The sequence below is a fragment of the Novosphingobium taihuense genome (genome assembly GCF_007830315.1).
Taxonomy (GTDB): Bacteria; Pseudomonadota; Alphaproteobacteria; order Sphingomonadales; family Sphingomonadaceae; genus Novosphingobium; species Novosphingobium taihuense.
Map to the genome: position 1 here is coordinate 217178 of NZ_VLKJ01000005.1, position 16647 is coordinate 233824.

17 protein-coding genes are annotated in these 16647 nt (G+C 64.4%); 13 read left to right on the forward strand and 4 right to left on the reverse strand.

Going from position 1 to position 16647, the window contains the following annotated elements; all coding sequences use genetic code 11:
- Positions 1 to 14: 14 nt before the first annotated feature.
- Entirely contained in the window at positions 15 to 992 is a 978-nt protein-coding gene (locus IQ25_RS12260) for a quinone oxidoreductase family protein (protein ID WP_144906191.1), read from the reverse strand.
- 161 nt (positions 993 to 1153) lie between these two features.
- Between IQ25_RS12260 and IQ25_RS12265 the strand changes: the two genes are divergently transcribed.
- The 7 genes from IQ25_RS12265 to IQ25_RS12295 are packed head-to-tail and all read left to right on the forward strand — an operon-like array spanning position 1154 to position 7425.
- Positions 1154 to 2104: an alpha/beta hydrolase gene (locus IQ25_RS12265; RefSeq protein WP_246415739.1), complete on the forward strand. Its 951-nt coding sequence runs from the start codon at positions 1154 to 1156 to the stop codon at positions 2102 to 2104.
- Positions 2074 to 3600 (forward strand): flavin monoamine oxidase family protein, encoded by a 1527-nt coding sequence (locus IQ25_RS12270; RefSeq protein ID WP_144906195.1) that lies wholly within the window; start codon positions 2074 to 2076, stop codon positions 3598 to 3600. The genes IQ25_RS12265 and IQ25_RS12270 overlap by 31 nt, the downstream gene beginning before the upstream one ends.
- The gene (locus IQ25_RS12275; protein ID WP_144906197.1) at positions 3597 to 4556 is read left to right on the forward strand and encodes a VOC family protein; all 960 of its coding nucleotides are present in this window, start codon (positions 3597 to 3599) and stop codon (positions 4554 to 4556) included. The genes IQ25_RS12270 and IQ25_RS12275 overlap by 4 nt, the downstream gene beginning before the upstream one ends.
- An 8-nt stretch (positions 4557 to 4564) precedes the next feature.
- Positions 4565 to 5581 (forward strand): DUF3089 domain-containing protein, encoded by a 1017-nt coding sequence (locus tag IQ25_RS12280; RefSeq protein WP_158637741.1) that lies wholly within the window; start codon positions 4565 to 4567, stop codon positions 5579 to 5581.
- Between the two features lie 32 nt (positions 5582 to 5613).
- On the forward strand, positions 5614 to 5988 hold the full coding sequence (locus IQ25_RS12285) for a c-type cytochrome (protein ID WP_144906201.1): 375 nt from the start codon (positions 5614 to 5616) through the stop codon (positions 5986 to 5988).
- Complete coding sequence (locus IQ25_RS12290) at positions 5988 to 6893, forward strand: alpha/beta hydrolase family protein (RefSeq protein WP_144906203.1); 906 nt, start codon at positions 5988 to 5990, stop codon at positions 6891 to 6893. The genes IQ25_RS12285 and IQ25_RS12290 overlap by 1 nt, the downstream gene beginning before the upstream one ends.
- Positions 6894 to 6912: 19 nt before the next feature.
- Positions 6913 to 7425: a DUF3237 domain-containing protein gene (locus IQ25_RS12295; RefSeq protein ID WP_144906205.1), complete on the forward strand. Its 513-nt coding sequence runs from the start codon at positions 6913 to 6915 to the stop codon at positions 7423 to 7425.
- Between the two features lie 96 nt (positions 7426 to 7521).
- On the opposite strand, the gene IQ25_RS12300 is transcribed toward IQ25_RS12295, so the two are convergent.
- Both IQ25_RS12300 and IQ25_RS12305 read right to left on the reverse strand, forming a co-directional pair.
- On the reverse strand, positions 7522 to 7881 hold the full coding sequence (locus IQ25_RS12300; protein ID WP_246415737.1) for a hypothetical protein: 360 nt from the start codon (positions 7879 to 7881) through the stop codon (positions 7522 to 7524).
- 14 nt (positions 7882 to 7895) lie between these two features.
- Positions 7896 to 9125 (reverse strand): class I SAM-dependent methyltransferase, encoded by a 1230-nt coding sequence (locus IQ25_RS12305; protein ID WP_144906209.1) that lies wholly within the window; start codon positions 9123 to 9125, stop codon positions 7896 to 7898.
- Between the two features lie 180 nt (positions 9126 to 9305).
- Here IQ25_RS12305 and IQ25_RS12310 point away from each other — a divergent pair, with 180 nt between their 5' ends.
- Both IQ25_RS12310 and IQ25_RS12315 read left to right on the forward strand, forming a co-directional pair.
- Entirely contained in the window at positions 9306 to 10349 is a 1044-nt protein-coding gene (locus IQ25_RS12310; RefSeq protein WP_144906211.1) for a DUF1838 family protein, read from the forward strand.
- A gap of 93 nt (positions 10350 to 10442) precedes the next feature.
- Positions 10443 to 11630, forward strand: coding sequence for an MFS transporter (locus tag IQ25_RS12315; RefSeq protein WP_144906213.1), 1188 nt, complete (start codon positions 10443 to 10445; stop codon positions 11628 to 11630).
- On the opposite strand, the gene IQ25_RS12320 is transcribed toward IQ25_RS12315, so the two are convergent.
- Positions 11619 to 13187, reverse strand: coding sequence for an FAD-binding oxidoreductase (locus IQ25_RS12320; protein ID WP_258537022.1), 1569 nt, complete (start codon positions 13185 to 13187; stop codon positions 11619 to 11621). The two genes, IQ25_RS12315 and IQ25_RS12320, sit on opposite strands and share 12 nt — an antisense overlap.
- Before the next feature lie 159 nt (positions 13188 to 13346).
- On the opposite strand from IQ25_RS12320, the gene IQ25_RS12325 reads away from it, so the two are divergent.
- The 4 genes from IQ25_RS12325 to IQ25_RS12340 are packed head-to-tail and all read left to right on the forward strand — an operon-like array spanning position 13347 to position 16469.
- Complete coding sequence (locus IQ25_RS12325; RefSeq protein ID WP_246415735.1) at positions 13347 to 13907, forward strand: ureidoglycolate lyase; 561 nt, start codon at positions 13347 to 13349, stop codon at positions 13905 to 13907.
- On the forward strand, positions 13900 to 14256 hold the full coding sequence (locus tag IQ25_RS12330) for a hypothetical protein (RefSeq protein WP_144906217.1): 357 nt from the start codon (positions 13900 to 13902) through the stop codon (positions 14254 to 14256). Before IQ25_RS12325 ends, IQ25_RS12330 begins: the two co-directional genes overlap by 8 nt.
- A gap of 19 nt (positions 14257 to 14275) precedes the next feature.
- A complete protein-coding gene (locus IQ25_RS12335; protein ID WP_144906219.1) occupies positions 14276 to 15460 on the forward strand; it encodes a class I SAM-dependent methyltransferase in 1185 nt (394 codons plus the stop codon).
- 1 nt (position 15461) lies between these two features.
- Positions 15462 to 16469 (forward strand): DUF1838 family protein, encoded by a 1008-nt coding sequence (locus IQ25_RS12340; protein ID WP_144906221.1) that lies wholly within the window; start codon positions 15462 to 15464, stop codon positions 16467 to 16469.
- Positions 16470 to 16647: the final 178 nt, after the last annotated feature.

Below are 16647 nucleotides of genomic sequence, written 5' to 3' on the forward strand. Positions count from 1 at the left end.
CAACACAACCTGCCTCACACGGACAGTACGGTCGAACCCGTCGTCTTGCGGCCTTCCAGATCGCGGTGCGCCTGCGCAACGTCGCTCAGTGCGTAAGTCTGGCCGATCGTCACGTCGAGGGTGCCGTCGGCAATCAGCTCCCAGACGCGCGCTGCGCCTGCAGCACGCTCGGCAGGGTCTTCATAGTAATGATAGAGCATAGGCCGCGTGTTGTAGAGCGAGCCCTTCTGCGCGAGCACGCCAAGACTGATCCCTGAAACCGGGGCCGAGGCATTGCCGTAGTTCACGATCAACCCGCGCTTGCCGGTGGAATCGAGGCTCGCCTCCCACGTATCCATGCCGACACCGTCGAAAGTGACACGCACGCCCGCGCCATCGGTCAATTCGCGAACCTTGGGTGCGACCGGATCGGCAGCGTAGTTGATGACGTGATCGGCACCTGCCGCGCGCGCGGCTTCGGCCTTGGCCTCCGTCGAAACGGTGCCGATGACCGTAGCGCCAACATGCTTGAGCCACTGCACCAGCAACAAGCCCACTCCACCTGCCGCCGCATGGACCAGCACGGGCATTCCCGCCTGCACATGGGCGCAGCGCTCCACCAGGAACTCGACCGTACAGGCCTTGAGGATTGCGGCAGCGGCAATGTCGTCCGGAATCGCGTCCGGCAGCTTGAACAGGCTGGCGGCCTTGTAGAGCCGAGCCGTGGCATAGGCGCCAAGATCAGGCCCGAAGCTGGCGACGCGATCGCCTACGGCAAGTTCGCGGACGCCCGCGCCCACGGCCACCACGCGGCCTGCCGCTTCCACGCCGAGCCCGCTGGGCAGCGCCATCGGATAGATCCCGCGGCGGTGGTATGTGTCGATCATGTTGAGGCCTACCGCCGTGTGTTCGACCATGACTTCACCCGCAGCAGGGGCGGGAAGGTCGACCGTGGTCCATTCGATCACTTCCGGGCCTCCGGTGGTTGTGAGGCGGACGACCTTTGCTTGCATGGGATACTCCTGAAATCTTGGACTCCGCATGGCTCTAGCCGCCGCACCTCACTCTCGCAAACCGGCCCGGTCGGGCATGATCCGCCAGTCGGACAGTTTGCCGAGCGACAATGCAAGCACCATTGCTGTCCGGACAAACTCCGTTCGAACTGGAGGTCGCAATGATCCGATTTGTGCTTGCTGCGCTGATGCTGCTCTTCTGCCCGCCCGCCGTGGCGCAGGAGGGAGAACTCGCGCCAATGCCGGTCTGGCCGGATGGCGTGCCTTCGATGAAGGGTTGGCCAGGCTTGGCCAAGGTGCCCGTAAAGGAAGACTGGCGCGACAGCGGCGAGACGGTCTGGAACGTCACCGTGCCCACGTTGCAGCCGTTCCTGCCTGATCCGGCAAGGTCGACTGGAACCGCCGTGGTGATTGCACCGGGGGGCGGCTTCCGCCTGCTCGGCATGAATCATGAAGGCACGCGCGTGGCGCGCTGGCTGGCGTCACGGGGCGTGGCGGCATTCGTGCTCAAGTACCGGCTGATCCAGTCTCCTCCGGGCGAAAGCAACGAGGCCATGCGCAAACGCGTCCTAGAAACGCTTGCGCCCGGTGTCGGTGGCATCCCCGGGGTGGAGGACGGGACGCAGGCGCTGCGTATCGTCCGGGCCAACGCCGCAAAGTGGAAGGTCGATCCGCATCGCGTGGGCATCATGGGCTTTTCCGCAGGCGGGCACGTTGCCGGGATGACGATGTTCGCGAACGATCCGGCCGACCGTCCGGACTTTGCCGGGTTGATCTATGGTTTCCCTTTCGGATCGCCCGGTCCGGCCATTCCGCCCGCCAACCTGCCCTACGCGGAAGGCACGCCGAAGGAACCGTGGCTCCAGCCCAGGCCCACCCCTGCGCCGGGGCGACTGCCGCCGATGTTCCTGGCCATGGCGCAGGACGATCTGGCCGTGGGCGTCGGTTTCCGCAGTTTCTATGAACAGCTCTTTGCCGCCGGCTATCGCCCCGAAGTTCACCTCTATGAGCGCGGCAACCATGGTTTCGGCATGGCCACGCGCGGCACGACGGCGGACCGCTGGATCGAGCAGTTCGGGGCATGGCTCGATACCGAGATTACCCGGAAATGAGCCTGAACCGTCGCAATTTCCTCGGCTCCGGGCTTGCTGCCTCGGCCACCATCGGTCTGCCGCGCATGGCCTTTGCTGCGGAGAAGGCCGATGTCGTGATAATCGGTGCCGGGCTGTCCGGCCTGCGTTCTGCCGAGATCCTGCAAGAGCAGGGCCTCAAGGTGCTGGTGATGGACGCGAACAGTCGAGTCGGTGGGCGTGTGCAGACGGTGCAGACCGTCGATGGTCCGCTCGATGTGGGCGCCAGCCAGGTGGGCCGCGGCTATGCTCGCGTAATCGATGCATGCCAGCGCCATGGGCTCAAGCTCGTCAGCGAGGATCGCGATCTGCTGCCGTTCGGATCGCACTTTTCGGGCGAATGGATCGACGGCAAGACATGGGGAAGCAATCCGCTCAATCTGTGCGAAGGAGACGAGCGCCAAATCCCGCCCAACCTGATCGGGCAGGCACTATGCTCGAAGTACAATCCGCTGCAGGAACTGGACGACTGGCTTGACCCGCGCTTTGCGGAGTATGACATTTCCTTGCGGGAATTGCTCAGGCGCAAGGGCCACAGCGCGCAGGCTGTGGAGCTTGCCGGGTACTCCGCGCCCGGCATCGGCATTGATGAAACCTCGGTCCTGCGCATGTGGCAGGAAGAAGTGCGCGCGCGGATCGAGCGGCGCATGGGCGAGGCAGCCGCTACGGCCGAAAACGGCCCGAAGCGGGAGCATCCTTTCGGCGAGGCTAACGACCACCGCGATGTCGGCGGGCTGGCTGCGATCAACAACATCGTCGGCGGATGCAGCGCGCTGCCGCTGGCGATGGCGGCGAAGCTGGGGGACAGGGTGCGGCTGGGGAAGCGGGCGGTAAGCATTGCCCTCAGCGATACCGGCGGCACCATTGCCTGCTCCGATGGCACTGCCTTTTCGGGCCGCTTCCTGATCTGCACGCTGCCCTTCTCGATGCTGCGCGAGGTGGAAATCACCGGCAGCGCCAATCCGGTGACGCGCCAGGCGATCACCACGATGCCCTATGCCAACACGGCGCGGCTCTATGTCACCATCGAACGACCGTTCTGGAAGGAGGATGGGCTTCCGCCTTCTATCTCCAGCGACGGGCCGATGGGCATGTTCTGGGCGGTGGACAATCACACCGGAGAAGGCGCGCACCGGGGCATGTTCGTTCTCGTCGGGCGAACGGCGCAAGCTGTTTCGGCGCTTGACCGGGCGGAGGCAGAGGCGATGCTGCTGGGCGAACTGGCGCGGCTGCGACCGGCATCGAAAGGCGCGGTCCGGGTGGCGACGTGGAAGGACTGGCTGCGCGATCCGTTGCAGCGCGGCTGCGGCTTCAGCCTTGCTCCGGGCCAGGTCAACGCCTTCGCTCGGGACATGATCAAGCCCTGGCAGGTCATGCACTTTGCCGGCGAACACACCCGCCGCACAGATTTCGGCATGGAATCGGCAATGGAAAGTGCTGAACGCGCCGCGATCGAAGTGCTCGAGCGGACCGCATGAAGCAATCTGCGCTCGATAACGGTTATGACGAGATCGTCTGCATTGTCGCCGATGCAGAAGGCACGGCGCAGCGGCTTTGCGATGTGCTGGGCTTTCACGTGGAATGGTGCGACATTCCGGAGGCAGGCTTCCTTGCGCTTCACGATATCGCGCCGCAGGACGGGTGGACCGAGATAACCGTGGCCCAGCCACAGGCCGGACGCGGAAGGCTGCGCCTGCTGCAGGCGCCGGGAGCTGTGCCACCCGTCCGGCGCATGGGCGCGCGGCCGTGGGATATGGGCGGATTCTTCGACGTTTCGCTACGGTCACTGGGACCGATCGACGATCTTCTGGCCGCTTTCTGTCGCAACGGTTTTGCAGCCGAAGCACCGGTCACGCGCTTTGCCATGGGTGGAACCGAAGTTCTGGAAGCACTGGCCCGCGATGCAGATGGCCTCTGCTTTGCCATGATCGAGCGACTTTCTCCCCCGCTCACGGGATGGGACCATGTCGATGGACCCGCCAGCAATCCCTTCAACTCCGTTATCGTGGTCGACGACATGGAAGCTGGCCGCCGCTTCATGACCGAAGTGCTCGGCTGGAAAGTGCTGGTCGATACGGCACTGACCCATGAAGACGGGCGCAACGTCATGGGCCTGCCGCTTGACCTTGCGCGTGAAAAGGACGTTGCGGTCCTGATCGCGCAGGCACAAGGCGCGATGGAAGGTTCGGTCGAACTGATCCATTACCCATGCGAGCCGCTCGATTTCCGGAGCGACCGGCCGGGCTGGCGCGGCATCGCTTCGCTATGTTTTCCGGTGAGCGATCTGGACGCGGTGCTTCGCCGGGCTCACGATCACGGTGCCGAAACCGGCGCGGCGCGGGAGGTCAACTGGGGCGCGCGGGGCATGGTCCGAGCTGGCTGGGTGATGACGCCGTGGGCGGCACGGCTGGTATTCTTCGAGGGGCAGGGATGAAACTTCGATTGGCACTTGCAGCAGCGCTGACCGCGATTGCCGCGCCCGCACTGTCCGATACGCCTGCGCCCGATTACGCGCAGGCGCGCTACTGGAGCACGGTTGAAAGCCTGCCGCAGGGCGCAAGTGCCGCCAGGGCCCTGCGCAATGTCGACGTGTTCTGGATCCACCCGACGACAACACGCTCGCCCACCGATCTGAACCACGATCCACTCGATCCCGCGGTGCTCAAATGGACCGAGGAGAGCGCGGTGCAGCGGCAGGCGAGCGCGTTTTCCGCGTGCTGCCGCGTGTTTGCGCCGCGCTATCGTGCTGCCACAAGCAAGGCGCTTATGGACCCAGTCAATCGCGACAAGGCCTTTGCGCTGGCCTATGCCGATGTCGAGCGGGCGTTCGACTGGTATCTGGCGCACGAGAACAAGGGCCGTCCTTTCATCATCGCCGGGCACAGCCAAGGGGGGGCGCATACTGCTTCGCTGCTGGAGAAGCGGATCAAGGGCACGAAGCTTCAGGGGCGGATGGTCGCGGCCTACATCATCGGCATCAACCTGATGGAGGGCGATCTTGCCCCGCGCCTTGCCGGTATCCCGTTCTGCGATACCCCAGCGCAGACCGGGTGCTTCGTGCAATGGAATTCGGTGCTGGCCGGCAGCGACAATGGCCCTACGCTCAAGGCCTATGCCGCAGCCTTTGCCGCCGAGAACGGCGGAAAGAACGGCGGCAAGCCGCTCTGCGTGAACCCCGTAACCTTTCATACACGCCGCCCGCTTTCGCTATCGTCCGAGGCCAGGGGAACAGTAACGGGCGATCCCGGCTTCGGGGCAATGGGACCGTTGAAGACAGGGGCGGTGGCAGCCGAGTGCCGCGATGGCCTGCTCACGGTGTGGACCACGCCCGCGCTCGGCCTCAAGCCGCTGCCCGGTGGTTCTATGCATTATCACGACGTCGGCCTGTTCTGGGCCGACATATCCGCCAATGCCGCGCTGCGTGCGCAGGCCTGGCTCAAGGCGCACGGTTCACGTTGATCGCGCGCCGCTAAACCATGGAAAAGCCTGCAATGCTGAAAGTTCTTGCCCCAATCGTTGCCGCGGTCGTTCTGGCCAGCCCTGCTCAGGCGCAGGATGCCGCTGCCGGGAAACGGGCGTTTCTCAAATGCGTGGCGTGCCATTCGGTCGCCAAGGGCGCGCCTAACAAGATCGGCCCGAACCTGTTCGGCGTCGTCGGTCGCAAGGCGGGCACAGCTCCCGGTTTCCGCTATTCGGCGGCGATGAAGGCCAAGGGCGCAGCGATCGTGTGGAACCCTGCCACGCTCGACAAGTGGCTGGCACGTCCCTCGGCGGTGATCCCCGGCACCTCGATGGCCTTTGCCGGCGTGCCCAACGCGGCCGAGCGCGCCTCGATCATCGCCTACCTCAAGAAGCCGGTGCCCTGATGGCAGGATTTTCGGTCGGCCGGCGCGGCCTACTCGTTGGAGCCGGGGCGCTCATCGCCTCGGCTCGGCTGGGCGCGATGGCGGCCAAACCCGTCACCGAACGCCAGTTCGGCCTCACCGGCCCCGGTGGCCGCGAGATCCGGGTGAGCGAATGGAAGCCGCGTGGGAAGGCCAAGGCGCTGGTACTGTTCAGTCACGGCGCGGCATCCTCGCCCCGCTTTTACGAGGCACTGTTCGGCCCCTGGCTGGCGGCAGGATTCCACATCCTGGCCCCGCTCCACGTCGATTCCAGCGAGCATCCGCGGACCAGGGACTTCCCCGGCCTTGCCAGCTGGAAAGCCCGGCTTGAGGACATGCGCGCGCTGTCTGCCCACGTCGGCAGGCGGCCTTGGATCGCGGCTGGGCATTCGTATGGCGGCCTCGTCGCGCTGACAATGGGCGGCGCGGCGGCAATTCCACCGGAAGGCTGGGGCGACCCGCTGTCCGATCTGAATGCATGTGCAGTGCTGGCCTTCAGCCCGCCTGCCCCCATCCCTGTGCTGTGCACGACAGAAGGCTATGGCAAGCTTGCCGTGCCCGCTCTGATCCAGACCGGTACCAAGGACATCGTCCCCGGCATCACGACGACCGATGGCGAAGGCTGGCGCGGCCATCTTGTGCCATATGAGGCCGCTGCGCCGGGCGGCAATCGCTACGGCCTCGTGCTGGAAGGTGTGGACCACTACTTCGGCGGGGCGATCTGCCGCTATGACCTGCCAGGACCGAAGCAGCTTGACCGGCTTGCCGATGCGGCGCGCGTCTCCACCCTGTTTGTCGATGCCCATGGGCGGGCGGACAAGGTTGCAAGAAAGCAGCTCGATGCGATGTTGACAGACCGCCTGCCGGTGATGCTTCTGCGCAAGTAGATTTGCGGCGGGAGAGAGCATGAAGCGTGGCATTGCAGGGCTGGCGTTGGCCACGGCCCTTGGCCTGACAGGCACGGCACAGGCGGAGGAGAAGCCGAATCCCCCCGATCCTTCGCTGGAATTCGTGTTCGAGGAAGAGGTGATGCTGGCTTCCGGCATCGCGCCGGGCACGACCCCGCTGGGTGGGCGCAACATCATTCCGATCACCGGGGGCACGTTCAGCGGGCCGGCCATTCGGGGAACGGTCATGCCCGGCGGGTGGGACTGGCAGCTGATCCGTCCCGATGGCTGCGTACAGCTGAAGGCCGATTACTTCATCAAAACCGATGACGGCGTGGTGATCAACATCGTCAACACTGCAGTCGCCTGCCGCGATGGACAAGGCAAGCCTGGCCCGGTGCGCACCCATGCCGTGTTCGAGGCGCCGAACGGCAAGTACGATTGGCTGAACCGCGAGACGTTCATCGGCTCGCTAGTACCGGGCGATGCCAGCCTGAAGTCGGTGCGGATCAGGTTCTACCGGGTGAATTGAGGGCTTCGTTAGCCGATTCTCCTCGTCGCCCCGGGCATGACCCGGGTCAGGCCCGGGGCGACGCTGATGTGTTGGGAGATATGGGGCTCACCCCGCTCAATCCTGCAGCGCAATTTCCGCGATCGTGGCGTTGAAGCCGTCTGCGGTCTGCGCCTGTGCGGCTTCGTCGGCGTCTTTCAGCTGGAGGTAGAACAGGCGGCGCAGGAAGTCCTGACGACGCTCCTCGCGCTCCTCCAGCGCGGTCTGGTCAAGCTCGAGCGTCTCAATGCCGGCAGCAAGATCGATGCCGTGCGCCTTGGAAACGCGTTCTGCGCTATCCATCCGGTCACGCAGCACCGAGACTTCGTTGGCCAACACCATGACCATCGAGATGACGTGATCCAAACCCGGCGTTTCATAGAATTCCGGGCGCTTTCCGCGCGCGTGGCGGATGACGTGGGGTCGTTCTTCACTCATGGCTTCGGCTCCAGTCATGCCGCGATCTTCTGGGCGAGGGGCTTGCGCGCGATCAGCACTTCCCAGCCGCCGCCCGGCGCAAATTCGCCCGCAGTAAACTCGCGCTCGGCCACCGCCTCGCTCGCTTCCTGGCTGTAGCCTTCGGCGGCGGCGGCGAACTCCATCACCGCCATCGGCGCGGTATCGAACTTCACGTCGGCACGATTGAACCCGGCCTTTTCGGCCAGCGCGATCTGGTCCATGTCGCGCATCGCGCCCCAGAACGGCTCGTTGTTGTACCAGGTCTCGTTGTCGAGAATGAACTGGGTGAAGGGGTCCATCAGGTCGAACGGGGGCAGGTCAGCGTGGATCATGAGGCCACCGGGGGCGAGGACGCGGTGCGCTTCGGCAAAGATCTTCGGCATGGCCTTGCCGCTGGTTTCGTGCAGCAGGATGTGGCTGACGACGAGATCGAAGTGTGCATCGGGGAAGGTGGTTTCCTCCGCGCTCATCTGCGCGTAGTTGACCTCCAGCCCAAACCCAGCGGCGCGGGCATGGGCATAGCGCACGCAGGGCCCGCCAACATCGATGCCCCACACTTCCGCTTCGGGGAACAGTTCCTTGTAGGGCAGGGTGGAGTGGCCGACCGTGCAACCCATGTCGAGAATGCGACGGGGCTTGAAGTCGGGCATGTGGCGCTTGATGTAGTTCACCACCGAGCGGCCCATGTCGTCATTGTTCGGGCCGGTGTAGCCCATCGAATAGAGATAGACCCCGCGATCGTAGAGCGCGCCGACCGAGACGTCGTCCTCGCACACCTCGCTGCAATAGCCGCCGGGCATGCAGTGGATATCGAGCGCGGTGACATAGCGCGGCGGGGTGAAGCCTTCGGGGATGACCAGCTGGGCCTTGGTCGAGGCCGAGAGCGCCTTGGCCTGCGCGATCAGTTCGGGAAGCTGCCGATCGACAGAGCCGTTGACCGATTCCCACAGCAGTTCCTGCGCGATGCGGTTGGCGGCGGCATAGTGCTGGAAATAGATGTCGCCGACCATGCCGCTGCGAATATCACGGCGATCGGCGGGCGCGCGGCCATGGTCCTTCTCGAACTTGCGGGCGACGCGCGTCTGGTAGATCGGGGTCAGTCCGGGCAGCAGGGTGGACTGGATGAAGCCCTTGAAGCTCTTGGTGAACTCCTGCCTTGCGGCTTCGTCGGCTGTGGCCTTGGGCAGGGCGGGATGATCGGCCTGCTGGAACGTATTGAGCATCTGAGCGACTCCGCTTCGCACTTGCGCAGGCCATGCATGAGGCGTTTAGGCCCCATCGGGCAAGGCCTGCCCCAAAGTGCTGTCCGCGTGGCGGATAGCATAGGAGGCGATCATGCAGCCGTTTTGATTCAAGGCAAATTCGACCATACAGAATCCCCGAACGCCAAGGAATGGGTACCGATGGACGACCAGAATTTTTCCCGTCGCGAAAGCATGGGCTTTGCTGCCCTGATGGCCGGCATGGTGGCTTTGCCCGCCACGGCATCGGCTGCGGCGAAAAAGGCCAAGGGCAAGCCCAAGGTCGATTTCATCACCAAGATCGATTTCAAGGACCCGAAGTGGACGCGCGACACGTATGCTCGCCTCGATGCCGACATCGATCCGACCAAGGAAAAGTGCGGCTGGATCAAGGGCAAGGCCTATGGCGTGCGCCCGAACGAGAAGGTGCGCACGCTGTTCGACGTCGAAGGCTTCAGCTTCGTTCGCACAAAGCGGCTCGAAGACGGGTCCTATCGGCGCATGCTGCGCGAAGTGGTGTTCTATCGCGATCCGGTGACCAAGCAGATCATGACCGAATGGGACAACCCCTATACCGGTGAACGCGTGAAGGTTGTGCCGATCGCCAACGATCCGTTCAACTTCACGATCAGCGAATTCCAGCCCGAAGCGCCGTCCTATGGCGGGTTGCAGAAAAGCGAGCCGAAGAAAATCCCGTTCCTGCAGGACTGGGAATACGGTCCCAACGGCACGATGCTGCTGCACACCGGGATCGACATGCAGTATCCCAACGCGCTCCAGCCCGACAAGTGGGTGCGCGAAAGCTCGGGCGTGATGAACCGCGTTTCGGAACACTTCATCTACGTGGTGAAGCAGGAAGACGTCGAGAATCCCTATCTGACGCACATCCCGCACATCGGCGCATGGAGCCGCATCACCCCGTGGCTGCCATGGATGCTGATGGGGCAGGCTGAAGGCCACGTCAGCTACTTCACCCACTTCCAGACCATTCCCGAAGGCGAAAAGGGCCTGCCAGCCGATCTCGTCGCCGCGGCCCGCGCCATGGACGAGAAGTGGCTCCACGCACCGACCGAGGATTACGGCCCATCGCTGTCGAGCCTTGAGAACTACGCGCGCGAGCAGAAGCCCGCGCCAGTTCCGGCAGGCTGGAGCCCGCCCAAGGCTCCTGCACCCGCCATGCCCTTTCCGGTGAAGAAGCCGGAGTAACCTTGTCCTGAGCAGCGCCCTCTCAACCGTTGCTCAATCTGCCCCCGCGTGGTTTGTGCCGCGCGGGGGTTTTCGTGCCTTCGAGGAACTGCAATGGCCCATGGATTGACGCCCGAAGCGAAGGCAGAACTTGGCCGGGGATGGCCGCTGGTCCTCGCCGCTGCGCTGGCCATCGGCGTGGGCACGATGGGCATCGGGTTCTACTCGCTCGGCCTCTTCGTGAAGCCGCTGCAGGCGGAATTCGGGTGGAGCCGTGCGGCGGTGTCAGGCGCGGCGACGTTCCAGCAGTTCGGCATTTTTCTCTCCGCGCCGCTCGTCGGCTGGCTGGCGGATCGCTGGGGCGCAAGGCCGATAGCGCTCGCCAGCTTCATCGCCACTCCGCTCGCGCTGCTTGCCCTGTCGCGTACCGGCAATTCGGTTGTGGCATGGGACGCGCTGTGGCTGCTCGTCTCGCTGGCAGGCGCAGGCACCACGCCGGCGATCTGGGCCCGGATCGTCTCGCTGCGCTTCGATCATGCGCGCGGACTGGCGCTCGGCCTGATGCTGATGGGTACCGGCACGGCAGCGATCCTCGCGCCGGCACTGCTCGGTCCGGTCTTCGCCACGAGCGGCTGGCGCACGGCGGTCATGGTCATGGCAGGCGCAACGCTCATGATCGGCCTGCCCGCCAGCCTGCTTGTCGGCACGGCAGACCGGCCCGCACCCGGCACCCGCACCAGGGGCCGCTTCGAGGCCAACCGGCAGACGCTGATGCTCCTGCTGATTGCCTTCCTGCTCGGCCTGATCGTGGCCGGGTTGATCGTGCATCTCGTGCCGATGCTGGTCGATCGCGGCATGGCGGCGGCTGATGCGGCGCAAGTGGCCGCTGGCGTCGGCGTTGCCGTGCTGGTGGCGCGTCTGGTCGTGGGCTACCTTTTCGACCGTTTCCATGCGCCCTACGTTGCCGCGCTGTTCCTGCTGTCGCCAGTCGTCGCGGCGCTGCTGCTCTACGGAGGCGAGCCAGTGGTGATCGCCGCACTCATGCTCGGCCTTGCCGCCGGGGCCGAGGTCGACATGCTGGCCTACTTCACCGGCCGCTACGCCGCGCTCGCCAACTACGGCGCGACGTATGGCGGAGTTCTCGGCGTGTTCTGCCTCGGTGCCGGCCTTGGTCCGATGCTGTTCGGCCAAGCCTACGACGCGCTGGGCGGGTACGACGCGGCGCTGCTTGGATCGGCGGTCGTACTGGCGCTGGTCGTGGTCCTGATCGCCTCGCTGGGGCGGTATCGCTCAGAGTCCTAGCGCACCCGGATTCATCAAACCCTTGGGGTCCAATTCGCGCTTCACCGCGCCAAGCAAGCTTCTTGCCCGCTCCGACAGGCGCGACTGGTAGGGATATGCGCGCCCGATCTGGAAATGGCCTGCGCCAAAATGCTGGAACAGGGCAACGATCGCTTCCTTGAGATCGTCGGCATAGGCCTTGGCTTCCGGGTTGGCGGGAAAGTCCTTGAGCCCCTTGATGTAATCGGAATCCAGCGTGGTCAGGTGATAGCTCGTCCGCGCATCGGGCCAGTAGAGCGCGATTTCGTAAAGGAAGCCCGAAGGCCCGACGGGCGAGAACATCGTGCCGGTCCACACGCCCAGCCGCTCCATGTCGGCCTTGCGCTCTGCCAGAAGCGCCTGGAACGCATCGTTGAACGGCACCGCCCGGTCATGCGCCAGGACGCCGTGGATCGGCACCCAGCGCTCGCCACCGGGGCCGAGGATGTTGAACAGCGGCGCGAACGGGACCGATCGCACGAACGTCGGCACGGTATTGGCAATCTCGCGACCGTGCTGGCTCACCACGCGGCGCAGTTGCCTGGCCTTGTGCGCGGCGTCTTCGGCATCGAAGCCTTCGACAATGAAGTGGCACATGTATTGCCCGGCGCGCATCGGGTTTTCGCCGGCAATCGCCATCTTCACCAGCGTGGCGAGGCCTTTCAGCTTGTTCGGCGCCTTCTGCATCACCTGCAGCGCGATCTTCAGCCGCGCGCCCACGCCTTCCTGCCGCGCGATCTGCCCCTGCGACAGGGCAAGATCCAGGCCGAAGTGGCTGTCGTCCAGCTTCGCGATCTGCGCCAAACGCACGCCCGCATGGTAATCGGCAAAGCTGTCGAATGCAAAAGAGACCGCCTCGGCATCCTTCAGCACCGGCAACAACGGCATGCGAATGCGCGCCTTGATCCCGAACACGCCGCAATCGCCGGTGAACAGGCCGGTCAGGTCCGGCCCGTACCAGCGCATGGCGTCGCAGGCATTGGTCGTCAGCAGGCTGCCATCGGCCAGCACCACGTCAAACCCGATCACCGATTGCGCGGAAATGCCGTGCGCGGTGCTGCCGTGGCTGAGGGTATTCTGGCTCATCGATCCGCCAACAGTGGCGACAAGGCCGGAGAACGGCCCCCAGAATGGCGTGCGGAGCCCCTTGGCATCCAGCGCATTCTTGAGATTGGCCCAGGTTACACCTGCTCCCACGGAAACGACGGCGTTGGCCTCGTCGATCGCGATGTCGTCAAGCGCGCCCGCATCGATCAGCACGTGCCCGCCTTCGGGCCGGATGTAACCATCGGTGTAGGATGCGCCGCCGCCGCGCGGGACCATGGCCACGCCCGCTGCGCTGCACAGCCGCACCGCTTCCTGCATGGCCTCGACCGTGGCTGGCCGCACCGCCGCCAGCGGCAAACCGCCGGTCCGGTAAACATCGTTGGCGAAATAGCGCAGCCGATCCGTTCCGGTCTCCACCGCATCGGCGCCCAGTGCCTGCCTCAGGGAGTCGAGAAGATCGGTCATTGCCATTGCGCCCCACGTCAAATTCATCGCCGCTCTCTTGCCACGCCCTGCTCTGCGGCGAAACCGGCGGCGCGGTCTATCCGGCCTGCGGACAGACGCATCGCGGCATGTGGGGATCGGAAAGGCTCAAGCATGATCCCCGGCAATCCCACCGGCCGGAATCACATGCAAACTGCACCACAAATCATGGAGTTGACCATCGAGGAGGCGACGCCCGAGGCGCTAGCGCCCTTCGGGCAGGTCATCGGCCGCGTGGGCGGCGTAGAGCCGGTCTCGGTCGATTTCTACAAGGGCGCCGTGAAGATGAGCTACCCGGCGCGCTTTTCGTGCGATCACCCGGTCGAGATCACGGTTGCCCACATGGACCGCCGCCCCGGCGAGGTGCGCTACATGGAGCGGCACTTCCAGCACACCCAGGCCTTCCTGCCACTGGCAGGCAAGCCGTTCATCGCGGTGATGGCACCGCCTTGCGATAACGCTCTGCCAGATCTTTCGCAGGTCCGCGCCTTCCGCTTCGATGGCAGCGCCGGGTTCGTCATGCACCTTGGCACCTGGCACGAATTTCCCTTTGCGATCGAGGACGGCACCGACCTTGTCGTGCTCCTCTCCAGTCAGACCGGCTATGACCTCAAGGCCAAGGACGCCCTGACCGAAGAGGCCCATGGGCCTGACCTCGACAAGAAGGACATCGTTGCCCGCACCGGCCACGTCTTCCGCTTCCATCTTCCGGAGCAATGTGATGCCTGAACGCATGAACCTTGACCGCAAGGTCTTTCCCAAGGGCAGCCAGCCCGTCGTCTTCGGCGATCAGACGACCGATGCACTCGCCGGGATGGTCCTCGCCCTGCTGGGCGAAGTCGTCGTGCTGAAGGACCGGCTTGATGCCAATGAACGGCTGCTCAAGGCAGCGGGGCTGCACGGCCCGGCTGATGTCGATGTCTTCAACCCCGATGCCGAAGTGCGTGCCCATCGCGGGGCATATCGGCAGGCCATCTACGACCGAGTGCTGGGCGTGGCGCGTGACCGCCTCCTGCCCGAAGCGCTGGCGGAACAGCAGGCTTACGAGGGCGAAGTCGCCCGCGTCGCCGCAGACTGAAGTCAAGGAGCAGGTCCCCATGTCCGAGATGAACCACCAGCACTTCGGCCACGCGGTCATGCCGCAGGCCACCCACGATGAACAGGCGATGGAAGACCACTTCCTCAGCATGCGGATGTGGACCAACCGCAACCTCGATCCGCTCGACCGTCGCCTGCTCGATGAAGTGATCGTGCCGCAGGTTACCGCAAAGACCGGCACGGCACCGAAGTCCAGCGCGCAGGTGCGCCAGGCGCTGGAAGCGCACCCGCTGCACCAGCTCTGGCTGACGCTCTCGCTGTTCTATCAGGATCGCATCTGGCAGGTGCTTGATGGCGCGATCGACCGGCAGTTCGATGAACTGGCGGCCAAGGTCGATGAACAGGTCGCCGCGCCCAAAGGCTCGCTGCGCCTGAACCCGGATATCGAGATCCCGCGCTACATCTCGGCCATTGACCACCACCGGATGCCGGGTAGCTACACTGTCGATACGGCAGACAAGGACTTTCGCGCAGGGGCGCTCTACGATCGCTTCGCCTCGACATACCTGCGCAATCTCAACGGCGGCTGGAAGAATGACGGGCGCGGTCACACGCTGGCCAGCCACGTCCATGATTTCTACCCAGACCTTGAAGTGAGGCGCATTCTCGATCTCGGCTGCTCGGTCGGCCATTCCACCGTCGCCATTGCCCAAGCCTTCCCGAACGCGGAAATTCACGCGATCGACGTCGGCGCGCCGATGCTGCGCTATGGCCATGCCCGCGCCGAGGCGATGGGCGTTGCCATTCATTTCAGCCAGCAGAACGCCGAATCCACCGACTTTGCCGATGGCTCGTTCGATCTCGTCACGTCCTCGGCCCTGATGCACGAAACCTCGGCCAAGGGGATGCGCGCGATCATGAAGGAGTGTTTCCGTCTGCTCCGACCCGGCGGGGTGATGTGCCATGTCGACGTACCGCCCCGGCACGAACATCTTTCGCTGTGGGACCAGATGCGCTGCGATTTCGAAAGCCACTACAACAACGAACCGTTCATGACCTCGCTGGCGCGGACGGACTGGGTGGCCGTGGCCGAGAACGCCGGCTTCGCGCGCGAGGACGTGGAGGCGGGCTATCGCAAGGGCACTTTCTTCCTGAAGCCTGATCGGGCGGACTTTTTCACGGCAGGCGATCCCGATGGGCGCACCCTGCTCGGTTCCTGGTATGCATGTTCGGCGGTGAAGTGACATGTTGATCGATACGATGACGGGCATTCAGACCGGTGCAGTCACCCGCCGAGGCCTGCTGGGCGGCATGGGCGCGGGCGTTGCCCTTGCAGCAACGCCTTCGCTGGCCGCTGCTGGCAAGGGGCCGATCCGCGCGCTCGACGTGAACGATCCGCGCGAGAACCTCTATGGCTTTGCCAAGATGTGGGGCACCATCGGCGCCAGGCCGGTGATCAGCGCCTATCAGGGCGTGCAATATGCCGTCGTCGGCAAGAAGCGCGCCACGCCGCTGTTCGGGTTCTATGGCTTTGCCAACATCCGCAACGCGATCCAGCCTGATGGCAGCGTGAAGGTCATGGGCAAGGAATGCGGCTACTTCGTCGATCTTGCCAGCGGCAAGATACTGGATACGTGGGATAATCCGTGGACTGGAGAGAAGGTGGAGACCTGGCCCTTCCTCAACGACAAGTTCCGCGGCACGCTTGGCCTCACCCGCAAGGTCTATGAGGTCAACGGCAGCAAGACGGTGAACAACGATGCCAAGGGTGGCAGTGATGCCGAACCTTTCCGGCTGCCTTGGCAGGCGATCGGCGACCAGTATCTGCTCGGGTGGGACTATGCTCACGAATACGTCAACCCGGTAACGCCCGAAGGCTGGCCCAAGGCCTCGTCCGGTCGCATGGTAAACCCTTCGGAACACTTTGTTTTATATACCCCGCGGGCCGAGATCGACGATCGCTCAGTCGAATCCGCCCGCTATCACGGTGGCTTCATGCGGCAGGGGCCGTGGTGGCCGTGGATGAAGATGGGGCAATCGGGCGTCGATGGCGTGCTGATGGGCCGGATGCACTCCTACAAGATTACCGGGACGCATGACGATATCCCCCGCGTGGTGCTGGACCGCGTGGTGAAGGATCGGCCTGACCTTTTGACCGACCCGACAGATGGGCCGGATGCGGGCGTGGTCGATACCTTCGGCAAATATGCCCGTGATGTCCCTCCGGAGGTTTCCGGACATGGAAAAAAATGATATTTCAATGTGTTGATTGGGTCATGCTCGCGTTTCCAACTCTTTGAGGCAGAGCGGGGGCAAAGTGGCAACTCTGGCGGAACTCTCGCAGGCAAAAGGGCAACTGCGGGCTGCAGATCGAAGATGCGCTTTGCTGGCTGTCCGCGCTTCGGATAATCCGCCCGTTGGCATGGTCGGG